Consider the following 18,857-nt stretch of genomic DNA (forward strand, 5'->3'; position numbering starts at 1 on the left):
AGGCGTCGGTTCATTGAGCTGCGGATTATGAATCCAGCGCGGTGCGCATGTCGCGCAGAAAGGCTTGCGCGGTGGCGGCCACCTGGTCGCGCGGCAGAGGCTCGATCAACTGGATGATCTTGCTGCCAATCACCACCGCGTCGGCCACCTTGCCAATGGCGCGCGCGGTGGCAGCGTCACGGATGCCAAAGCCCACGCCCACCGGCACGCTCACATGCGCGCGGATGCGCGGCAACATGGCGCTTACCGCGTCAATGTCGAGCGCACCTGAGCCGGTGACGCCTTTGAGCGACACGTAGTACACATAGCCGCTGGCGATCTTGGCGACCTGGGCCATGCGCGCGTCGGTGGAGGTGGGGGCCAGCAAAAAGATCAAATCCATGTCGTGGGCCTTGAGCTCGGCGGCAAAGTCTAGGCACTCTTCAGGCGGGTAGTCCACAACCAGCATACCGTCCACGCCAGCGGCTGATGCATCTCGGACAAAAGGCGATGTAGCCCTTGTGTCGTCTGCATAGCCTGCTACAGCTTTTGTTGCGCCATGGGTCTGGTTGTAGCGCTCCACCGGGTTGGCGTAGCCCATCAGCACCACGGGTGTGGTTTGATTCTGCGTGCGAAACACCCGCACCATCTCCAGCACCTGCGCCAGGCCGATGCCGAAAGACAGGGCTTTGTCGCCCGCTTTCTGGATCACCGGGCCATCGGCGCTGGGGTCAGAAAACGGCACACCGAGCTCGATCACGTCAGCGCCACCGGCAACAAAAGCGTGCATCAGCTCGGGGGTAACGTCGGCAAACGGAAAACCTGCGGTGACAAACGGGATCAGCGCCTGGCGCCCCTGCGCCTTGAGCTGGCTGAAAGTGGCGGCGATACGGCTCATATAAATGCTCCTGAAACAATAGCTTCTGGCGCTTGTTTTACAAGGGCTACAGGCTTATTTGTCATATCACCTTTGACCGACTGGCCCTGGCAGCTGGGGCGGCAGAAGAAGTCAGCGCCTGACAGATCGGCCACAGTGCCAATGTCTTTGTCACCCCGGCCCGACAGGTTGACCAGAATCGACTGGTCCGGGCGCAGGGTTTTGGCCAGCTTCATGGCGTAGGCCAGTGCGTGGCTGGATTCGAGTGCGGGGATGATGCCCTCGGTGCGGCACAGGTAGTGGAAAGCCGCCAACGCCTGTGCATCGGTGATGCCGACGTATTCGGCACGGCCGATGTCGTTCAAAAAAGCGTGCTCGGGGCCAACGCCAGGGTAGTCCAGCCCGGCGCTGATGCTGTGGGTCTCAGTCACCTGGCCGTTGTCGTCTTGCAGCACATAGGTGCGGTTGCCGTGCAGCACGCCGGGGCTGCCGCGCTGGATGCTGGCCGAATGTTTGCCGCTGTCCATACCCGCGCCGGCTGCTTCCACGCCGATCAGCCGGGTGGCCTCGAATTCGATGTAGGGGTAGAAGATGCCCATGGCGTTTGAGCCGCCGCCGACACATGCCACCACCACATCGGGCTGGGCGCTGCTGCAACCGGCGGCCCGCAGCATCTCGGGCATTTGCACCAGGCATTCCTGGCCGATCACGCTCTGAAAATCGCGCACCATCATCGGGTAGGGGTGCGGTCCGGCTACCGTGCCGATGATGTAGAAGGTGTTGTCCACATTGGCCACCCAGTCGCGCATGGCTTCGTTCAGGGCGTCTTTGAGCGTCTTGCTGCCGCTGGTCACCGGCACCACGGTAGCGCCAAGCAGTTTCATGCGGTAGACGTTGGGGCTTTGACGCTTGACGTCTTCGCTGCCCATGTAGACCACGCATTCCAGCCCGTAGCGCGCGCAGATGGTGGCGGTGGCCACGCCGTGCTGACCAGCACCGGTTTCGGCAATCACGCGCGGCTTGCCCATGCGCTTGGCCAGCATCGCCTGGCCGATGGTGTTGTTGATCTTGTGCGCGCCGGTGTGGTTCAGGTCTTCACGTTTCAGGAAAATTTGCGCGCCACCCGTCTCGCGGCTCATGCGCGCAGCGTGGTAGATGGGCGAGGGCCGACCGACAAAGTGCGCCAGCTCGGACTCGAATTCTTCAATAAAAGCCGGGTCAAACTGGTATTTGGCGTAAGCGTCTTTGAGCTCGTTGACCGCGTGAGTGAGGGTCTCGGAGATGAAACTGCCGCCGTAGATGCCAAAGTGGCCCCGCGCGTCGGGTTGTTGGTAATCAGACATGTTGTTATTAATTTAGTAGCTACTAGCGCAAGTTATATAAGGGCTAGAGGGTTATTTTGTATATAAAGCTTGATCAGCTTGGCGAACTGCTGCGACGAACTCGCGCATTCGGCCTGCGTCCTTGATGCCTTTGTGGCCCGGCACCTCAATGCCCGAGCTGACATCCACCGCCAGCGTTTTACAGCGCGGGCGTACCTGCGTGATGCCGTCGATCACGTTGGCAGCGGTTAGCCCACCACTCAAGACGAGGTGAGCGTTGACGTTTTTTGGAAGCAGTGACCAATTGAATGTGTGCCCGCCACCGCCGAACCCGTCAACCTGCGCGTCCAGCAAAATGGCTTGAGCCTGTGAAAAATCGTGGGCAAATTTTAAGAGATCAAAGCTCACCGCGGTTTCGTCACGGGGAATACGCGCAGCACGCAGAAACGGCCGCTGTCCCAAACCACTCGCGGCCCAGCAATCCTCTGGCGACTCATCACCATGAAATTGGGCGCTAGCCCCCGCCACGCTTGCGCAGGCAGCTATCACATTTGAGGCAGTCTCGTTGACGAACAGCAACACCGGCAGCACAAACGGTGGCAGGCGGCGGGCCAGTTCTGCCGCGCGCTCGGGCGTCACATAACGTGGGCTTTTCGGGTACAGCACAAAACCCAACGCGTCAGCCCCGGCGGCTACAGCGGCATCCACGTCCTCTTCACGGGTGAAGCCGCACATCTTGATGCGGGTGCGAAACGGTGGCGGCGCGTTAGTCTGCGAGACACGGGATGGGTGCGTGGGCGTGCCGTTGACAGGAAGGCTGGGGTCGGTGGTCATCAAAGGGCTCCGGGGAGTCCGTCCAACAGCGTCGGATGCTCGGGCAACCCCCAGCGCGCATCGTAGCGCGGGCCGACAAAATACAGGCCGTAGGGCGAAAACGTGGGCGCTGCGGCATCGCGGTCACGGGCGGCGAGCACCTCCAGCACCCAGTCAGGCGCCTTGCGGCCATCACCCACCATGATCAGGCAGCCCATCAGGTTGCGGATCATGTGGTGCAAAAAGGCGTTGGCCTCAAACTCAAAGCGCCAGTAGGCGCCGCGGCGCGTGATGTCGATGCGCATCAGGGTTTTAACCGGTGACAAGGCCTGGCAGGCACTGGCGCGAAACGAGCTGAAGTCGTTTTCGCCCAGCAAGTGTTCTGCAGCTTGCTGCATGCGCTCCAGGTTCAATGGCTTATAGACCCAGCCGACACGGCCGGTGTCGATGCTGGGGCGCACCGGGGAATCCAGTAGCACATAGGTATAGCGCCGTGAAGTGGCGCTGGCGCGGCAATGGAACTCTGGTGGCACCTCTTTGGCCCACTGCACCGCAATGTCGCGCGGCAGCAGGGCGTTGGGGCCGCGTACCCAGCTCGGCTCAGGGCGCTGGGCGGGCGTGTCGAAGTGGATTACCTGCATCAGGGCGTGCACACCGGCATCGGTGCGGCCCGCACACAGGGTTGAGACGCGCCGGCCAGTGAACTCGCCCAGCGCTTTTTCCAATTTGTCCTGAATGGTCAGGCCAGACGTCTGGCTTTGCCAGCCGTGGTAGGTCAGCCCGTTGTAGCTGATGCCCAGCGCCAGCCTCAATGCGTGACCCCCCAGGCAGAGTAAATGGCGACTCTGAAACGGCTCAAAGCTTGTTCAGCGCGCTCTGGGCTTTGGCGCGCAGGTCGCCCACTGCTTCGGCAATGACCTCTTCAATCAGCGCGCGCGCACCATCTTCGTCACCAATGGCGCGGAACTCGTCGGCCAGGGCCAGCTTGGTTTCCAGGGGATCCATGGATTCGTCGATGAAGTCGCCCGGTACGGTGGCTCTGTCCTCCCCCAAGTCAAGCGACAGTGAGCCCAGGTCAAACGACATCAGTTCGTTCGCTGCAGATGCGTCCGGGCTGGGCTCAGTATCGGTGACAGTAGGTTCTTCAGTCAGGCTGGTGGGGGGGTAGTCAAGCGCCATTCGCAATGATGGCACCTCAAAGTTCAGGTTCTCGTCCAGCGGGTCGCGCACCGTGGTAGGTTCAGGTTGAACGTCGACCGATTCAGAGGAGGTTTCTGCGGCAGGTGGCAACGCTGCCGAAATGGTCGGCAGTGGTGTCCCACCAAACTCGCCCAAACCTGAAAAGGCGGTAGGCACATCGTCGCTGTAGGGCGGTGCTGCTGGGGGTACTGGTGGCGCTGAATCCGGGGCGACGTCGTCTGTCGAAAAATCCAGATCCAGATCCAGGTCGCCAGGCCCGGTGGCAATCGGGGCCTCGTCACGTGCATCGTCGCCCGCCAGTTTGCTGCTGGATGTCGGCGAGAAGACCGGCTCGGCTTTGTCAAAGTCTGGCAGTTGCGAGGTCAGGGGCTGTCCACCAGGCAGGTAAAGCGCATTGTCCGGGTCAATGGTGATGCCTTTTTCGCAAATTTGCTCCCACTCGGTGCCTGTGCCGTCGGTCAGGTTGAAGGCCAGGGCGGCCACTGACTCGAAGGCTTTGACATCACGCCGCTTGGCATAAATATCGAGCAGCTTCTGGTGGATCGCCACCCGCTGCGGGTTGGTGCGCAACGCGTCTTTCAGAATTTCTTCGGCCTGCAAGTCGCGGCCATAGGCCAGGTAGACATCGGCTTCGGCCACTGGGTCAACGTCGTCCACCGCGTCGAGCTGGCTGGGTGAATAGACCATTGACGAGCCGGTGGTCACGCTGTCGCCGGTATCCACATTCTGGCCGCCGCTGGCGCCTGAGAAGGCGAGATCGCTGTTGGCGAAGGTGCTGTCGAGCTGCTCAGCCTTCTTGCGCTGTCTGGCTCGGTACAGACCCAGACCTGCGAGAAGTGCGATCAAGGCTACCGCACCTGCGGGCAGCATGGGGTCGTCCATGAGGTCGTCGATGAAGCTGGGCTCGGCCATCGGTTCTGGCATGACCGGCGGCGGTGCAGGCTTTTTGGGTTCTGCTTCGGCGGTGGGTGCAATCGGCGCTGGCGCAGAGGCGGACTCGGCAGCTTCTGCAGCTGCCAGTGCCTCGGGCGCACTGGCCGCGAGGGCGGGCACGGGTTCAGCGGCTGCCGAGACCGGTGCGCTCGCGGCTGCGGCTAGCTGGTCCAGATCTCTGATGTTTTTCGCCAACTCAGCCGCACGGTCTTCGGCTAATTTGGTGTTGCGTGCCTGTGTCAGCGCTTCTTCGTCAGACTTGCCATGCACCGCACCTTTGGACAGGGTCAGCTTGTCAGGAATGGCTGCGGTCGGCTTATTGTCTTCAACGGTGGCCTCAAGCTTGCCGCTGACAGCGCGGCTGGCAGGCGCCACTTGGGCGGTTCGCACGTTGGCTGCAAACTTGCGACGGTAGTCGTTGAAGTCCTGGCTTTGAGCGGTGATGATCTGTGTGGCTTCAGGTTTTGGGGTTGCGCTGGCCTCTGCTTGGCTGGGCAGGGTCACCACCGCACCGGCCTTCATCCGGTTGACGTTGTTTTGGATGAAGGCGTCAGGATTAGCGCGCAGCAAGGCCACCAGCATCTGGTCGAGCGACACATTGGTGGGCTTGAGGTTGGCGGCGATCTCGCCGGCGGTATCTCCAGGCCTGATTTTGATGGTCTGAGCCACGGCAGCAGGCCCGCGCGCCTGCGGGGGGGGTGCTAAGGCCTGGGCTTTTGGCACGGGTTGAACCTTAGCCACTGGCGGTTTGGTCGCGGTCGGCGTGGGCATGGGCGGTGCTGGCTCGCGCGCCGTGGTGACCGCTGCTGGCGCTGAGGGTGCCGCCGCCACGGCAGCAGGCGGGGCGACGCGGGGCGCGGGGGTGACCCGCTCAGGCTCTGGCGCAGGCAGTTGCGAAGTGACCGGCACACCACTGGTTCTTCCGCGCAAGTTTGGCGGGTCGAACAGCATCGTGTAGTCGCGAACGATGCGTCCGGTGTCCCAACTGGCCTCCAGAATCATGTCGACAAATGGCTCACCGATGGCGCGGTCGCTGCTGATGCGCAGATAAGCGCGACCGTCCGGGCGGCGTTGCAGTGTGGTGCGCAGGTTGCTCAGTGCCGGGTTGTAGTCAAGCCCGGCGGCCTGAAAAGCCTCAGGGGGCGCCACTTTGGTGACCAGGCTGGAGGCTTCCTGGGCATTGATGTCGAGCACATCAATTTCGGCTTTGAGGGGCTCTCCCAAGGCAGACTGCACGGTGATGCGACCCAGTGATAAGGCCGCTGCCGGAGTACCCCAGACGCTCAAGAGTGCAGCGATTGCCATAGCGGTAAGTTGATATTGATGAGACTTGGCAATCAATTGGTGCTCTCCGGTTTTACAGCCAGCCGCAGATGGTCTGTTGCGGGCGTGTAGCCCTGGGACTCGAAACAATAAAAAGTAACATAACATCAATGCGTTAGGCTGACAAGTTAAGTTAGCTTGTGAACAGGTTGGCCGTGCATTTTGTCCCCGGCATGCGCGATTTTATGTTGTAGGGTGGCAACGGGGCCGCAAACCGAAGCCAGTTAACTCACGTATCCAACAAAATTCGCAGCATGCGCCGCAGCGGTTCGGCAGCGCCCCACAGCAGTTGGTCACCCACGGTGAAGGCGCCGACGTATTCTGGGCCCATGGCCAGCTTGCGAATGCGCCCCACCGGAATGGCCATGGTGCCGGTGACGGCCACGGGCGTCAAATCCCGGATGGTGGCTTCACGGGTGTTGGGTACCACCTTGACCCACGGGTTGTCGGCGGCAATCATGGCCTCGATGTCGGCGCTCGGCACGTCCTTTTTCAGCTTGAAGGTCAGGGCTTGGCTGTGGCAGCGCATGGCCCCCACGCGCACACAAAAACCATCCACAGGAATGGCAGCAGAGCCAAAGCCCTCACCCTGGCCGAGAATCTTGTTGGTCTCGGCCATGCCCTTCCATTCTTCCTTGGACTGCCCCCAACCGGCTTCGTCGTGGTTTTTGCCAATCCCAAGATCTTTGTCAATCCAGGGGATCAGTGAGCCACCCAGCGGTACGCCGAAGTTGGCTGTCTCAGCGGCGCTCAGGCTGCGCTGCTTGGCGATGATTTGGCGGTCAATGTCAAGGATGGCGCTCTTTGGGTCGTTCAGCAGGGCTTTGACCTCAGCGTTCAGCGTGCCGTATTGCGTCAACAATTCACGCATGTGTTGCGCGCCGCCGCCGCTGGCCGCTTGGTAGGTTTGCGTGCTCATCCATTCCACCAGGCCCGCCTTGTAAAGCGCCCCGACGCCCATCAGCATGCAACTCACCGTGCAATTGCCGCCAACCCAGTTTTTTCCGCCCTGGCTAAGTGCGGTCTGAATCACTGGCATATTGACCGGGTCGAGAATGATCACTGCCTCTTTTTCCATGCGCAGGGTGGATGCTGCGTCGATCCAGTGGCCAGCCCAGCCGGTTGCGCGCAGCTTGGAAAAAACAGCGGTGGTGTAGTCCCCGCCTTGGGCGCTGATGATGATGTCGCAGCGCTTCAGAGTATCTATGTTGAAGGCGTCATGCAGCACGGTCTCGTTTTTGGCGAATGCTGGAGCCTTGCCGCCCGCGTTGGAGGTGGAAAAGAACATCGGCTCAATCAAGTCAAAGTCACCCTCGGCCTGCATGCGGTCCAGCAAAACCGAGCCGACCATGCCGCGCCAACCCACCAAACCTACCAAATTGCCAACTTTCATCTCATGTCCTCTTGCGTTTGTTGAATGCCGTTTGTTGATGCCCGATGTCAGTCACTAGCCGCCATCTCAGCGCATGGCCTTGACCACTGCGTTGCCCATGTCGATGGTTGAAACGCGGGTCGTGCCTTCGCTGTAGATATCGGCTGTGCGAAGACCTTGCGCCAGCACTTTTTTTACTGCAGCCTCAATGCGCTGGGCGGCTGCTTCCTGGTTCAGACTGAAGCGCAGCATCATCGCTGCACTCAAAATGGTCGCCAGTGGGTTGGCAATGCCCTGGCCCGCAATGTCAGGCGCGCTGCCGTGGCTGGGTTCGTACAGGCCCTTGTGGGCAGCGTTCAGGCTGGCCGAAGGCAGCATGCCAATCGAGCCGGTGAGCATGGAAGCTTCGTCCGAGAGGATGTCGCCAAACATGTTGCCGGTGACGATCACATCAAACTTTTTGGGCGCCTTAACCAGTTGCATGGCGGCGTTGTCCACATACATATGGTCTAGCGCCACGTCCGGATACTGCAGGCCCACTTCGGTGACGATGTCTTTCCAGAACTGAAAGGTTTCCAGCACATTGGCTTTGTCCACGCTTGTCACGCGTTTGCTGCGCTTGCGTGCCGCCTGAAAGGCAACGTGCGCAATGCGCTCGATTTCCGGGCGGCTGTAGCGCATGGTGTCAAAGGCCTCTTCGGATCCCGCGTAGTCGCCTTCGGTGGCGATACGCCGCCCCCGTGGCTGACCGAAGTAAATATCACCGGTGAGCTCGCGGATGATCAGAATGTCAAGCCCAGACACCAGCTCAGGCTTCAGGCTGGAGGCACTAACCAGTTCCGGGTAACAAACCGCCGGACGGAAATTGGCGAACAGGCCCAGGTTCTTGCGTAGCCCCAAGATGGCTTGTTCGGGGCGCAGGTGGCGGGCTAGCGTGTCGTACTTCCAGTCACCAACCGCGCCGAACAAGATGGCATCAGCGTCTTGCGCCAGCTTCAGGGTGGAGGCGGGCAGGGGGTGGCCCAATGCAGCGTAGGCGGCACCACCGACAGGCGCCGTTTCCATCTCGAACGGGAGTTGCAGGGCGTGCAGTACTTTGACCGCCTCAGTCACAATTTCCGGACCAATGCCATCGCCCGGCAAGACTGCAATTTTCATGATGCTTGTGACTTTCTGAAGAAGATGAAGAGAAGGCTCAACCCGCTAGAACAAGGGTCGCGAGGGAGGGCCGGGTAAAAAAGTTCAGTGGTTTGGATTGGCTCGGAGTGGCTTGGTTTGGAGCGTTGGAGTCAGCGGTTGCTGACCACCTTGCACACTGCCAATGTTCGGATAAATATAAAAATAATAGCTATCTACGCAAGCATGGTATGGGCTAACCACGGTTTTTGTGCCAAACGTTCAGCCTCAAAGGCTTTGATCTTGTCGGCGTGACGCAGTGTCAAACCGATGTCGTCCAAGCCGTTGAGCAGGCAGTATTTGCGAAACGACTGCACTTCAAACGGCAATTCTTCGCCGCTTGGCTTGATCACGACCTGCCGTGCCAGATCCACGGTCAGGCTGTAACCCGCAAAGGCAGCCACTTCGTCAAACAATTGACCGACTTGTGCCTCACTCAAAACAATGGGAAGCAGGCCATTTTTGAAACTGTTGTTGAAAAAGATGTCGGCGTAACTCGGCGCGATGATGGCCCGAAAGCCATATTGGTCCAGCGCCCAGGGTGCATGCTCACGTGACGAGCCGCAGCCAAAATTTTTCCGCGCCAGCAAGACCGAGGCGCCCTGATAGCGCGGCAGGTTCAGCACAAAATCAGGGTTGGGGCGACGGCTGGCGGGGTCTTGGCCCGGAAAACCGGCGTCGAGGTAGCGCCATTCGTCAAACAGGTTTTGACCAAAACCCGTCTTGCGAATGGATTTAAGGAACTGCTTGGGAATGATGGCGTCGGTGTCGACGTTTTCCCGGTCGATGGGGGCCACCAGGCCTTTGAGTAAAGTAAATTTTTGCATGGCTTGTTATCGCTTGTTATGGCTTGTTATGGCTTGTTATGGCTTGGCGGCGCCTTCAATGGCTGAGCCGGCTTTTTGCAGGTCCTGACCGACACCCTTGACGGTGTTGCAGCCGGCCAAGCTCAGAAAACTGGCAACCAGCACAGATAAAACGAGGGTTCTCATAAAGCGTTCCTAGTGCAAAGCGTTAGACAAATCTTCTAACATCCACAAAATGGCCGTGCACAGCGGCTGCCGCAGCCATGGCCGGGCTGACCAGGTGCGTGCGCCCACCGGCACCTTGACGGCCTTCAAAATTGCGGTTGCTGGTGGAGGCGCAGCGTTCACCAGGCTCCAGCCGGTCAGCATTCATCGCGAGGCACATTGAGCATCCAGGCTCGCGCCATTCAAAACCTGCTGCCTTGAAAATCTCGTGCAGGCCCTCACGCTCAGCTTGCTCTTTGACCAGGCCGGAGCCAGGCACCACCATGGCAAGACGGATGTTGGGGGCCACCTTGCGCCCCAGGGTTTTCACCACGGCAGCCGCCTCACGCATATCTTCAATGCGGCTGTTGGTACAGGAGCCGATGAACACCTTGTCGACATACAGGTCGTCAATGGCCTTGCCAGGTTCCAGACCCATATAGGCCAGGGCGCGTTCGATGGCACCCCGCTTGTTGGCGTCTTTTTCCTTGTCGGGATCGGGCACGCGGTCATTCACGCCAAGCACCATTTCGGGCGAGGTGCCCCAGGTCACTTGCGGCACCAAGGCAGCGGCATCAAGCTTCACAACCGCATCAAAATGTGCCCCGACGTCGGAGTGAAGTGTTTGCCAATAGGCCACCGCCTGATCCCACTCCACCGCAGCGGCGGTGTCGTTAGCGGCGTTGGAACCAGGCGCCAGAGGCCGTCCTTTGATGTATTGGATGGTTTTGTCATCCACTGCCACCAAACCTGCGCGGGCGCCAGCTTCAATGGCCATGTTGCACACGGTCATGCGGCCTTCCATGCTTAGCGCGCGGATGGCAGCACCGCCAAACTCAATGGTGTAACCAGTACCGCCCGCCGTGCCGATTTTGCCGATGATCGCCAGCACAATATCTTTGCCGCCACAGCCGCGCGGCAGCACGCCATCCACCTGCACCAGCATGTTTTTGGCCTTCTTTGCCAGCAGGGTTTGCGTGGCCATGACGTGTTCCACTTCACTGGTGCCAATGCCGTGGGCCAGCGCACCAAATGCGCCGTGAGTGGAAGTGTGCGAGTCACCGCACACCACCGTCATGCCCGGCAGGGTGGCGCCACTTTCGGGGCCAATCACGTGAACGATGCCTTGGCGACGTGTCAAAAAGGGAAAGTAGGCAGCCGCACCATATTCCTTGATGTTGGCGTCCAGCGTCATGACTTGCTCTTTGCTGGTAGGGTCGGTGATGCCGTCGTAGCCGCGCTCCCAGCCTTGGGTGGGCGTGTTGTGGTCGGCTGTGGCAACGATCGAGCTGACCCGCCACAGCGGGCGATGGGCCTGCCGCAGCCCTTCAAAAGCCTGCGGGCTGGTGACCTCATGCACCAGATGCCGATCAATGTACAGCAGCGTCGTACCATCTTCTTCAGAATGAACGACATGCTCGTCCCAAAGTTTGTCATACAGGGTGCGGGCGTGTTTTGTTTCCATGCGTGCGGTGGTGTTGGTGTGCAATCACTTGATTTTAATCGGCCCAGGGCAATGGGCGTTCCCCATAAAAAAGCCCGCCGATGTTTGCAATCGGCGGGCTCGGTATGAGGCAGACTTTAGCGCTGACCGACGGGTTTGACGTCGCGAGGGGTGTAGCCTACAAACAGCTGACGCGGACGTCCGATCTTGTACTCGGGATCGCTGATCATCTCATTGAGTTGCGCTATCCAGCCGACGGTGCGGGCCAGGGCGAAGACACCGGTAAACAAGTTGACCGGAATGCCGATGGCGCGCTGCACGATACCGGAATAGAAGTCCACGTTCGGATACAGCTTGCGCGACACAAAGTACTCGTCCTCCAGGGCGATTTTTTCCAGCTTTTTGGCCAGCTTGAACAGAGGATCATTTTCCAGACCGAGTTCCGCCAACACCTCGTTGCAAGTTTCTTGCATCAGCGTGGCGCGTGGGTCGTAGTTCTTGTACACGCGGTGGCCAAAGCCCATGAGCTTGACGCCGGAGTTTTTGTCCTTGACCTGCTCCATGAACTGGCCCACCTTGGCCACGCCACCCTGGCGCTGGATGTCTTCCAGCATGTTCAGGCAAGCTTCATTTGCGCCACCATGAGCAGGACCCCACAGGCAGGCGACGCCTGCGGCGATGGCCGCAAACGGATTGGTGCCGGATGAGCCGCACAGGCGTACCGTCGAGGTTGAGGCATTTTGCTCATGGTCGGCGTGCAGGATGAAGATGCGGTCGACGGCACGTTCGAGCACCGGATTGACCTTGTAGTCTTCACAAGGTGTGCCAAACATCATGCGCAGGAAGTTGCCGGCGTAGCTGAGATCGTTTCTGGGGTACATGTAGGGCTCACCCTTGCCGTACTTGTAGGCCATGGCCACCAAAGTGGGCATCTTGGCGATCAGGCGGATGGCGGCAATCTCACGGTGCTGAGGGTTGTTGATATCGGTGCTGTCATGGTAGAAAGCCGACATGGCGCCCACCAGACCGGTCAGTACGGCCATAGGGTGAGCATCACGGCGGAAGCCGCGCAGGAAGAACTGCATTTGCTCGTTGACCATCGTGTGTTTGAGCACCAGTTTGTGGAAGTCCGAGCGCTGGGGGGCATTGGGAAGCTCACCCTTGAGCAACAAGTAACAGGTGTCAAGATAATCGCAGTGGGTAGCCAATTGCTCAATCGGGTAGCCACGATAGAGCAACTCGCCCTTGTCGCCGTCAATGTAGGTGATGGCTGACTGGCAGGCTGCCGTCGACAAAAAACCGGGGTCATAGGTAAACATACCGGTTTGCGCGTAAAGCTTGCGGATGTCGACGACATCTGGACCGACGCTGCCGTGATACACAGGCAGTTCAACGCTGGGGCTGCCGTTGGAAAACGACAGGGTGGCTTTGTTTTCAGCTAGCTTCATTTTGGCCTTTCGGGTTTGCTCTCAACATGTTCAACACTTCGGATACATCTTCGCGATCCAGATCTGGCTGAACCTGGGCCATCGTTTTGCGCCCCAAATGCAAATCGAGCAGATCGTTATCACTCAGCTCCATTAGAGCCATCAGACCTTGCGCTTGCTTGACAGTTATCAAGGTTTCGAAGCGTTTGAAAAATCGCTCAATAAAAATATCATTTTCGAGCAAGCCCCGGCGACTGCGCCACTTGAGCTTGCTCAGCGTTCTTTCATCAATCAGATCGTTTGGCGAGGTTGCTGCCAGGTGCTGCATGGTTCGTTCAGGTCAGATGGCGCGTCGCACCATCAGTTCTTTGATTTTGCCGATGGCCGCGGTGGGGTTGAGGCTCTTGGGGCAGACGTCAACGCAGTTCATGATGGTGGTGCAGCGGAACAGGCGGTAGGGGTCTTCCAGGTTGTCCAGTCGCTCGCTGGTCCCTTCGTCGCGGCTGTCGGCGATGAAACGGTAGGCTTGAAGCAAGCCTGCCGGGCCCACAAACTTGTCCGGGTTCCACCAGAAAACCGGGCAGGCGGTGGAGCAACAGGCGCACAAAATACACTCGTACAGGCCGTTCAGTTCCTCGCGTTCTTCGGGGCTTTGCAGGCGCTCTTTTTCTGGGGGACGGGTTTCGTTGATCAGGTAGGGTTTGATCGAGTGGTACTGCTGGAAGAACAACGTCATGTCAACGATCAGGTCGCGAATCACCGGCAGGCCTGGCAGCGGCTTGAGGGTGATCGTATCGGGCAGGGTCCGCAGATTGATCAGACAGGCCAGCCCGTTCTTACCGTTGATGTTCATCGCGTCAGAACCGCAAATGCCCTCGCGGCAGGAGCGGCGGTAAGACAAGGTCGGGTCTACTTGTTTCAACTTGACCAGTGCATCCAAAAGCATGCGTTCGCTGCCGTCGAGCTCCATCTCGATGGTCTGCATGTAAGGCTTGGCGTCGGTGTCCGGGTTGTAGCGGTAGATATTGAAAGTGCGTTTTGCCATGATGTGCTTTACTTCGGTAGGGGTCAGAACGTACGGACTTTTGGGGGCACGGACGCCACCGTGAGTGGCTTCAGGTTCACCGGTTTGTAGCTCAGACTGTTGGTGTCACGATCCCATAAGGTGTGCTTCATCCAGTTGACATCATCGCGGCCGAGGGGGCAGGTAGCGTCATCGGCCGGACGGTCGTAGTCCAGCACGGTATGGGCGCCACGGCACTCTTTGCGAGCCGCAGCGGAAACCATGGTGGCTTGTGCCGCTTCAATCATGTTGTCAACTTCCAGCGCTTCGATACGCGCGGTGTTGAAAATCTTGGACTTGTCTGCCAAAACGATGTCATTAACCCGCTCGCGCATGTCAGCGATCTTGACCACCCCGTCGTCCATACTGGCCTGGGTACGGAACACACTAGCGTGGGTTTGCATGATGTTGCGGATGTCGTCGGCCACATCTTGAGCGTATTCGCCGGATTGGGTGTTGTCGAGGCGGTTCAGGCGCTCCAAAGAGATATCAGCACCATTTTCCGGCAGCGGCTTGTGGGTGTCGTTCTCATTGTTGAACTGGACAATGTGTTTGCCAGCCGCACGTCCGAACACCACGATATCGAGCAGTGAGTTTGTACCCAGGCGGTTAGCCCCGTGGACACTCACGCAAGCACATTCACCCACCGCGTACAAGCCTTTGACAACCGATGTTGGGTTACCTTCCTTGGGCACCACCACCTGGCCATGGATATTGGTCGGTATACCGCCCATTTGGTAGTGGATGGTGGGCACGACAGGAATCGACTCCTTGGTAATGTCGACATTGGCGAAGTTGTGGCCAATCTCGAACACGCTTGGCAGGCGCTTGGCAATGGTCTCGGCACCCAGGTGGGTCATATCGAGGTTGATGTAACTCTTGTTGGGGCCACAGCCCCGACCTTCCTTGATTTCCTGGTCCATGCAGCGCGAAACGAAGTCACGAGGCGCCAGGTCTTTCAAGGTTGGGGCGTAGCGTTCCATAAAACGCTCACCGTTGCTGTTGCGCAGAATAGCGCCTTCGCCGCGGCAGCCCTCTGTCAGTAGCACACCCGCACCGGCCACGCCGGTTGGGTGGAACTGCCAGAACTCCATGTCTTGCAGGGGGATGCCAGCGCGCGCTGCGATGCCCAGGCCGTCGCCAGTATTGATGAATGCATTCGTCGATGCAGCAAAGATGCGACCCGCGCCACCGGTGGCCAGCAGCACGGTTTTGGCGCGTAGCACGTGAATCTCACCGGTTTCCATCTCCAGCGCCGTGACACCCACCACGTCACCTTCGGCATCACGAATCAAGTCCAGAGCCATCCACTCGACGAAGAAATTGGTGTGTGCCTTCACATTTTGCTGATAGAGCGTGTGCAGCATGGCATGACCGGTGCGGTCGGCGGCAGCGCAAGCGCGTTGCACGGGCTTTTCGCCGTAATTGGCCGTGTGACCGCCAAACGGGCGTTGGTAGATGGTGCCATCTGCATTACGGTCAAAGGGCATACCAAAGTGTTCTAACTCATAGACCACCTGAGCGGCTTCACGACACATAAATTCAATGGCGTCTTGATCGCCCAGCCAGTCCGAGCCTTTGATAGTGTCGTAAAAATGGTAGTGCCAGTTGTCGTCGGCCATGTTGCCCAGGCTGGCGCCAATGCCGCCTTGCGCAGCCACAGTGTGTGATCTTGTCGGAAAAACCTTGGTCAACACCGCCACGTTCAGGCCGGCATTGGACAAGCGCAGGGATGCGCTCATGCCGGAGCCGCCGGCCCCGACGATGACAACGTCAAATTTGCGCGTGGTGAGTTTGGAGGTAGCAGTCATGATGAATCTTGTGTTTTATTGATGGATAGCGCCGTGCCTGGCCCTTTGCAGCCAGTAAGGCTGAGGCCTGCTGAGCGGTCAAAAAGCTTACAGGCGCCACAGAACCTGGATCGCCCAGCCGGTGCAGCCAGCGAGCCAGACAATGGCAAACACGTGCATCACAAACCGGAACGCGTAGGGTTTGACGTAATCCATGAAGATGTTTCGCATACCCACCCACACATGGTAGAACAGGGACAGCAAGACGACAAAGGTCAGTGTCTTCATCCACTGGGCGGCAAAAATACCTGCCCAGAGTTCGTAGCTGATCGGGCCCTTGCTGAAGATCACCTGCGCCAAAACCAGAATGGTGAATGCTGCAAGCAGCACAGCGGTCACACGTTGTGACAGCCAGTCGCGCATACCGTAATGCGCGCCCACCACTGTGCGATGAGAACCGTAGTTAACAGACATGTATTGCTCCTGAATTAATAAAGACCAAACAGCTTGGCACCGAGTACCACCGTCAGGCTGAGCGTCAGAGCGATGACCAGAGCCGCTGTCTGGCGGCCAATATCTTTTGTCACGTGGTGATGATGGGTATCAAACCAGAGGTGGCGTATACCGGCGATGAAATGATGCAGGATGGCCCAGATCAAGCCCAGTACGACCAACTTCCACAAAAATCCAGGGATGCCAAGCATGCCAATATTGAATGCGGCTTTGAAGCGGGCAAAAGAAATTTCGGACGAAATGGAGGTGTCAAACATCCAGATCACAAACGGCAGCAGGAAAAACATGATGGCGCCGCTGACCCGGTGCATGCCTGACGCGAGCGAAGCCAGCGGCCAGCGATAACTGATCAGACTGGCACTGTCGATATTGCGGAATTCAGGACGTTTTTTTGACGTGCTCGTCACGGTTTCAGACATAACTTACTTTCTTGTTTTGGGTGACTGCGCAGCAACCAGCCTGTTGCCAGCCATCGAAAATTTTATTGCAATGCAGCATCATACGCCGCAGCTGAGGGGATTGAAGGGTGCTCAACCTACCCGAAGCCATTGGCAAAGCGCACCCCACGAGTGGGCATTTTCAGTCTGACACACGCATTACACGAGGCGTCTGGTTGGGGTTCAATTCATGTCGTTTTGGTAGTGGTGGGTGTCAGTGCGGTAATAGCCCTTGCGCAATTCCATGGGCTCTCGCTGGTAGGTGTAGGCAATGCGTTCTACGCTCAATAGTGGGCCACCCACGGCCACTTTGAGCAAGTCGGCGTGCGTTTCAGTTGCCGCTACAGCGCGGATTTTTTCTTCGGCACGCACCATGCGCACGTTGAATTCAGTCTCGAACAGGGCGTACATCGGACCCTTGCACGTGGCCAGTCTCTCTGCAGTCAGGCCCTTGAAGGGCGCTGCAGGCAGCCAGATATCTTCCAAAATAGCAGGCGCGCCGCCAAAACTCAGTACCCGGCGCACTTGCAACACGGTGTCGCCACAGCGCAGAGCTAAGGCTTTGGCCACATCGGCGCTGGCGCGGACTCTGCGGCATTCGATGATGTCGCGCTGCGCTGGCCCCTCGCTGCCCCGAGAACCACTGTCGGGTACCAATTTAAGGAACCTGAACTGCACCTGCTGCTCGGCGTGTGTGGCTACAAACGTGCCCTTACCCTGACGGCGCAACAGCAGGTTTTCAGCGGCCAACTCGTCAATGGCTTTGCGCACCGTGCCCTGGCTGACCCGAAAACGCGCAGCCAGTTCGATCTCGCTGGGGATCACTTCACCGGGCTTCCACTCGCCAGATCGCAAGCTGCCCAGAATCAGGGCCTTGATCTGTTGGTAGAGTGGGCTGAACGTTGGTGTGGCATGGGCTGCGGCTGATACCACTTCAGGTGCCAGGGACATCTCAGGCTCCTCGCTGGTATCGGGCAGGGCTGGCATGAACAGAGTCTCCAAGTAGTCGATTTAGTTGTCAGCAATCATATCTTATATAAGACATAAGACAAGTTGACGACGGGGTGTTTTCACGGCTACACTCCAACTGCCTGGCGGTGATGGCTATAGATCATCTGCCCGACAACCGCTGAATTTTTCCCTAAATTTCTGGAGTCCTACTATGAGCAAGAAGCCCGTTCGTGTTGCTGTTACCGGTGCTGCCGGTCAAATCGGTTATGCCATTTTGTTTCGTATCGCATCGGGCGAAATGCTGGGCAAAGATCAGCCTGTGATGCTGAGTTTGCTGGAAGTGCCGGTTGAAAAAGCCCAGCAAGCGTTACAGGGTGTGATGATGGAGCTGCAAGACTGCGCTTTCCCGTTGTTGGTGGGAATGCAAGCCCATAGCGACCCCATGACGGCTTTCAAAGATGTGGATTACGCCTTGTTGATTGGTTCGCGTCCACGTGGCCCAGGGATGGAGCGCGCCGAGTTGTTAGCTGTTAATGCTGAAATTTTCACGGCACAAGGAAAGGCGCTCAACGCTGTGGCCAGCCGCGACGTGCGCGTACTGGTGGTGGGCAACCCCGCCAACACCAACGCCTACATCGCCATGAAGAGCGCGCCCGATCTGCCGCGCAAGAATTTCACCGCCATGCTGCGCCTGGACCACAACCGCGCCTTGAGCCAATTGGCTACTAAAACGGGCAAGGCCGTGGCCGACATCGAGAAAATGGCGGTCTGGGGCAACCACTCGCCCACCATGTACGCCGACTACCGTTTTGCCACCATCAACGGCGAAAGCGTCAAGGACATGATCAATGACCAGGACTGGAACGCCAACACCTTCCTGCCGACGGTGGGTAAGCGCGGTGCAGCCATTATCGCTGCGCGTGGCGTGTCTTCAGCTGCTTCGGCTGCCAACGCTGCCATTGACCATATGCACGACTGGGCCTTGGGCACGAATGGCAAGTGGGTCACCATGGGTATCCCTTCCAACGGCGAATACGGCATCCCCAAGGACACCATGTTTGGTTTCCCGGTGACCTGTGTCAACGGCGAGTACACCATCGTTGAAGGGTTGCCGATTGATGCTTTCAGCCAAGAATGCATCAACAAGACCCTGAAGGAACTGCAGGAGGAGCAGGCGGGTGTGGCGCATCTGCTCTGAGCTTGACTTTTACGTTAAGCAGCTGATTC

The 18,857-nt window shown here is 58.7% G+C and carries 18 protein-coding genes; 1 reads left to right on the plus strand and 17 read right to left on the minus strand.

Features of this window, described 5'->3' with window-relative positions:
* Nucleotides 1–25 precede the first annotated feature (25 nt).
* From trpA to BLL52_RS09905, 17 genes are all read right to left on the minus strand, one after another.
* Nucleotides 26–877, minus strand: a complete 852-nt coding sequence (gene trpA / locus BLL52_RS09825; RefSeq protein WP_075586496.1) for a tryptophan synthase subunit alpha — start codon at nucleotides 875–877, stop codon at nucleotides 26–28.
* On the minus strand, nucleotides 874–2,199 hold the full coding sequence (gene trpB, locus BLL52_RS09830) for a tryptophan synthase subunit beta (RefSeq protein ID WP_075586497.1): 1,326 nt from the start codon (nucleotides 2,197–2,199) through the stop codon (nucleotides 874–876). Before trpB ends, trpA begins: the two co-directional genes overlap by 4 nt.
* Nucleotides 2,200–2,250: 51 nt before the next feature.
* Entirely contained in the window at nucleotides 2,251–3,012 is a 762-nt protein-coding gene (locus BLL52_RS09835) for a phosphoribosylanthranilate isomerase (protein ID WP_075586498.1), read from the minus strand.
* Nucleotides 3,012–3,803 carry a tRNA pseudouridine(38-40) synthase TruA gene (gene truA / locus BLL52_RS09840; protein WP_075586499.1) on the minus strand — a complete coding sequence of 264 codons (792 nt, stop codon included), beginning with the start codon at nucleotides 3,801–3,803 and terminating at the stop codon, nucleotides 3,012–3,014. The genes BLL52_RS09835 and truA overlap by 1 nt, the downstream gene beginning before the upstream one ends.
* Nucleotides 3,804–3,846: 43 nt before the next feature.
* Nucleotides 3,847–6,429, minus strand: a complete 2,583-nt coding sequence (locus tag BLL52_RS09845) for a motility hub landmark protein FimV (RefSeq protein ID WP_075586500.1) — start codon at nucleotides 6,427–6,429, stop codon at nucleotides 3,847–3,849.
* Nucleotides 6,430–6,676: 247 nt separating this feature from the next.
* Complete coding sequence (gene asd, locus BLL52_RS09850; protein WP_075586501.1) at nucleotides 6,677–7,840, minus strand: aspartate-semialdehyde dehydrogenase; 1,164 nt, start codon at nucleotides 7,838–7,840, stop codon at nucleotides 6,677–6,679.
* A 66-nt stretch (nucleotides 7,841–7,906) separates the two neighbouring features.
* On the minus strand, nucleotides 7,907–8,977 hold the full coding sequence (leuB, locus tag BLL52_RS09855) for a 3-isopropylmalate dehydrogenase (RefSeq protein ID WP_075586502.1): 1,071 nt from the start codon (nucleotides 8,975–8,977) through the stop codon (nucleotides 7,907–7,909).
* A gap of 194 nt (nucleotides 8,978–9,171) precedes the next feature.
* Nucleotides 9,172–9,822: a 3-isopropylmalate dehydratase small subunit gene (gene leuD / locus BLL52_RS09860; RefSeq protein ID WP_075586503.1), complete on the minus strand. Its 651-nt coding sequence runs from the start codon at nucleotides 9,820–9,822 to the stop codon at nucleotides 9,172–9,174.
* 36 nt (nucleotides 9,823–9,858) lie between these two features.
* Complete coding sequence (locus BLL52_RS09865) at nucleotides 9,859–9,987, minus strand: entericidin A/B family lipoprotein (RefSeq protein ID WP_075586504.1); 129 nt, start codon at nucleotides 9,985–9,987, stop codon at nucleotides 9,859–9,861.
* Between the two features lie 22 nt (nucleotides 9,988–10,009).
* Complete coding sequence (gene leuC, locus BLL52_RS09870; protein WP_075587177.1) at nucleotides 10,010–11,470, minus strand: 3-isopropylmalate dehydratase large subunit; 1,461 nt, start codon at nucleotides 11,468–11,470, stop codon at nucleotides 10,010–10,012.
* Nucleotides 11,471–11,586: 116 nt separating this feature from the next.
* The gene (locus BLL52_RS09875) at nucleotides 11,587–12,897 is read right to left on the minus strand and encodes a citrate synthase (RefSeq protein WP_075586505.1); all 1,311 of its coding nucleotides are present in this window, start codon (nucleotides 12,895–12,897) and stop codon (nucleotides 11,587–11,589) included.
* Nucleotides 12,884–13,204 (minus strand): FAD assembly factor SdhE, encoded by a 321-nt coding sequence (locus BLL52_RS09880; protein ID WP_075586506.1) that lies wholly within the window; start codon nucleotides 13,202–13,204, stop codon nucleotides 12,884–12,886. The genes BLL52_RS09875 and BLL52_RS09880 overlap by 14 nt, the downstream gene beginning before the upstream one ends.
* Nucleotides 13,205–13,216: 12 nt before the next feature.
* A complete protein-coding gene (locus tag BLL52_RS09885; RefSeq protein ID WP_075586507.1) occupies nucleotides 13,217–13,921 on the minus strand; it encodes a succinate dehydrogenase iron-sulfur subunit in 705 nt (234 codons plus the stop codon).
* 23 nt (nucleotides 13,922–13,944) lie between these two features.
* Entirely contained in the window at nucleotides 13,945–15,750 is a 1,806-nt protein-coding gene (gene sdhA, locus BLL52_RS09890) for a succinate dehydrogenase flavoprotein subunit (protein WP_075586508.1), read from the minus strand.
* Between the two features lie 87 nt (nucleotides 15,751–15,837).
* The gene (gene sdhD, locus BLL52_RS09895; RefSeq protein WP_075586509.1) at nucleotides 15,838–16,203 is read right to left on the minus strand and encodes a succinate dehydrogenase, hydrophobic membrane anchor protein; all 366 of its coding nucleotides are present in this window, start codon (nucleotides 16,201–16,203) and stop codon (nucleotides 15,838–15,840) included.
* Nucleotides 16,204–16,217: 14 nt separating this feature from the next.
* Nucleotides 16,218–16,661 carry a succinate dehydrogenase, cytochrome b556 subunit gene (gene sdhC / locus BLL52_RS09900; protein WP_075586510.1) on the minus strand — a complete coding sequence of 148 codons (444 nt, stop codon included), beginning with the start codon at nucleotides 16,659–16,661 and terminating at the stop codon, nucleotides 16,218–16,220.
* A gap of 201 nt (nucleotides 16,662–16,862) precedes the next feature.
* A complete protein-coding gene (locus BLL52_RS09905; protein WP_075587178.1) occupies nucleotides 16,863–17,630 on the minus strand; it encodes a GntR family transcriptional regulator in 768 nt (255 codons plus the stop codon).
* Nucleotides 17,631–17,841: 211 nt separating this feature from the next.
* Here BLL52_RS09905 and BLL52_RS09910 point away from each other — a divergent pair, with 211 nt between their 5' ends.
* Nucleotides 17,842–18,828: a malate dehydrogenase gene (locus tag BLL52_RS09910; RefSeq protein ID WP_075586511.1), complete on the plus strand. Its 987-nt coding sequence runs from the start codon at nucleotides 17,842–17,844 to the stop codon at nucleotides 18,826–18,828.
* Nucleotides 18,829–18,857 lie beyond the last annotated feature (29 nt).

Origin of the sequence: Rhodoferax antarcticus ANT.BR, assembly GCF_001938565.1 — a bacterium.
In the GTDB taxonomy this organism is placed as follows: Bacteria; Pseudomonadota; Gammaproteobacteria; order Burkholderiales; family Burkholderiaceae_C; genus Rhodoferax; species Rhodoferax antarcticus.

Coding starts and splice junctions, on each gene's coding strand:
- asd (WP_075586501.1), bottom strand. CDS start 7,840: ATGAAAGTTGGCAATTTGGTAGGTTTGGTGGGTTGGCGCGGCATGGTC.
- trpB (WP_075586497.1), bottom strand. CDS start 2,199: ATGTCTGATTACCAACAACCCGACGCGCGGGGCCACTTTGGCATCTAC.
- sdhD (WP_075586509.1), bottom strand. CDS start 16,203: ATGTCTGTTAACTACGGTTCTCATCGCACAGTGGTGGGCGCGCATTAC.
- leuB (WP_075586502.1), bottom strand. CDS start 8,977: ATGAAAATTGCAGTCTTGCCGGGCGATGGCATTGGTCCGGAAATTGTG.
- BLL52_RS09845 (WP_075586500.1), bottom strand. CDS start 6,429: ATGGCAATCGCTGCACTCTTGAGCGTCTGGGGTACTCCGGCAGCGGCC.
- leuC (WP_075587177.1), bottom strand. CDS start 11,470: ATGGAAACAAAACACGCCCGCACCCTGTATGACAAACTTTGGGACGAG.
- BLL52_RS09835 (WP_075586498.1), bottom strand. CDS start 3,012: ATGACCACCGACCCCAGCCTTCCTGTCAACGGCACGCCCACGCACCCA.
- leuD (WP_075586503.1), bottom strand. CDS start 9,822: ATGCAAAAATTTACTTTACTCAAAGGCCTGGTGGCCCCCATCGACCGG.
- sdhA (WP_075586508.1), bottom strand. CDS start 15,750: ATGACTGCTACCTCCAAACTCACCACGCGCAAATTTGACGTTGTCATC.
- BLL52_RS09910 (WP_075586511.1), top strand. CDS start 17,842: ATGAGCAAGAAGCCCGTTCGTGTTGCTGTTACCGGTGCTGCCGGTCAA.
- trpA (WP_075586496.1), bottom strand. CDS start 877: ATGAGCCGTATCGCCGCCACTTTCAGCCAGCTCAAGGCGCAGGGGCGC.
- BLL52_RS09885 (WP_075586507.1), bottom strand. CDS start 13,921: ATGGCAAAACGCACTTTCAATATCTACCGCTACAACCCGGACACCGAC.
- BLL52_RS09865 (WP_075586504.1), bottom strand. CDS start 9,987: ATGAGAACCCTCGTTTTATCTGTGCTGGTTGCCAGTTTTCTGAGCTTG.
- BLL52_RS09880 (WP_075586506.1), bottom strand. CDS start 13,204: ATGCAGCACCTGGCAGCAACCTCGCCAAACGATCTGATTGATGAAAGA.
- sdhC (WP_075586510.1), bottom strand. CDS start 16,661: ATGTCTGAAACCGTGACGAGCACGTCAAAAAAACGTCCTGAATTCCGC.
- BLL52_RS09905 (WP_075587178.1), bottom strand. CDS start 17,630: ATGTCCCTGGCACCTGAAGTGGTATCAGCCGCAGCCCATGCCACACCA.
- BLL52_RS09875 (WP_075586505.1), bottom strand. CDS start 12,897: ATGAAGCTAGCTGAAAACAAAGCCACCCTGTCGTTTTCCAACGGCAGC.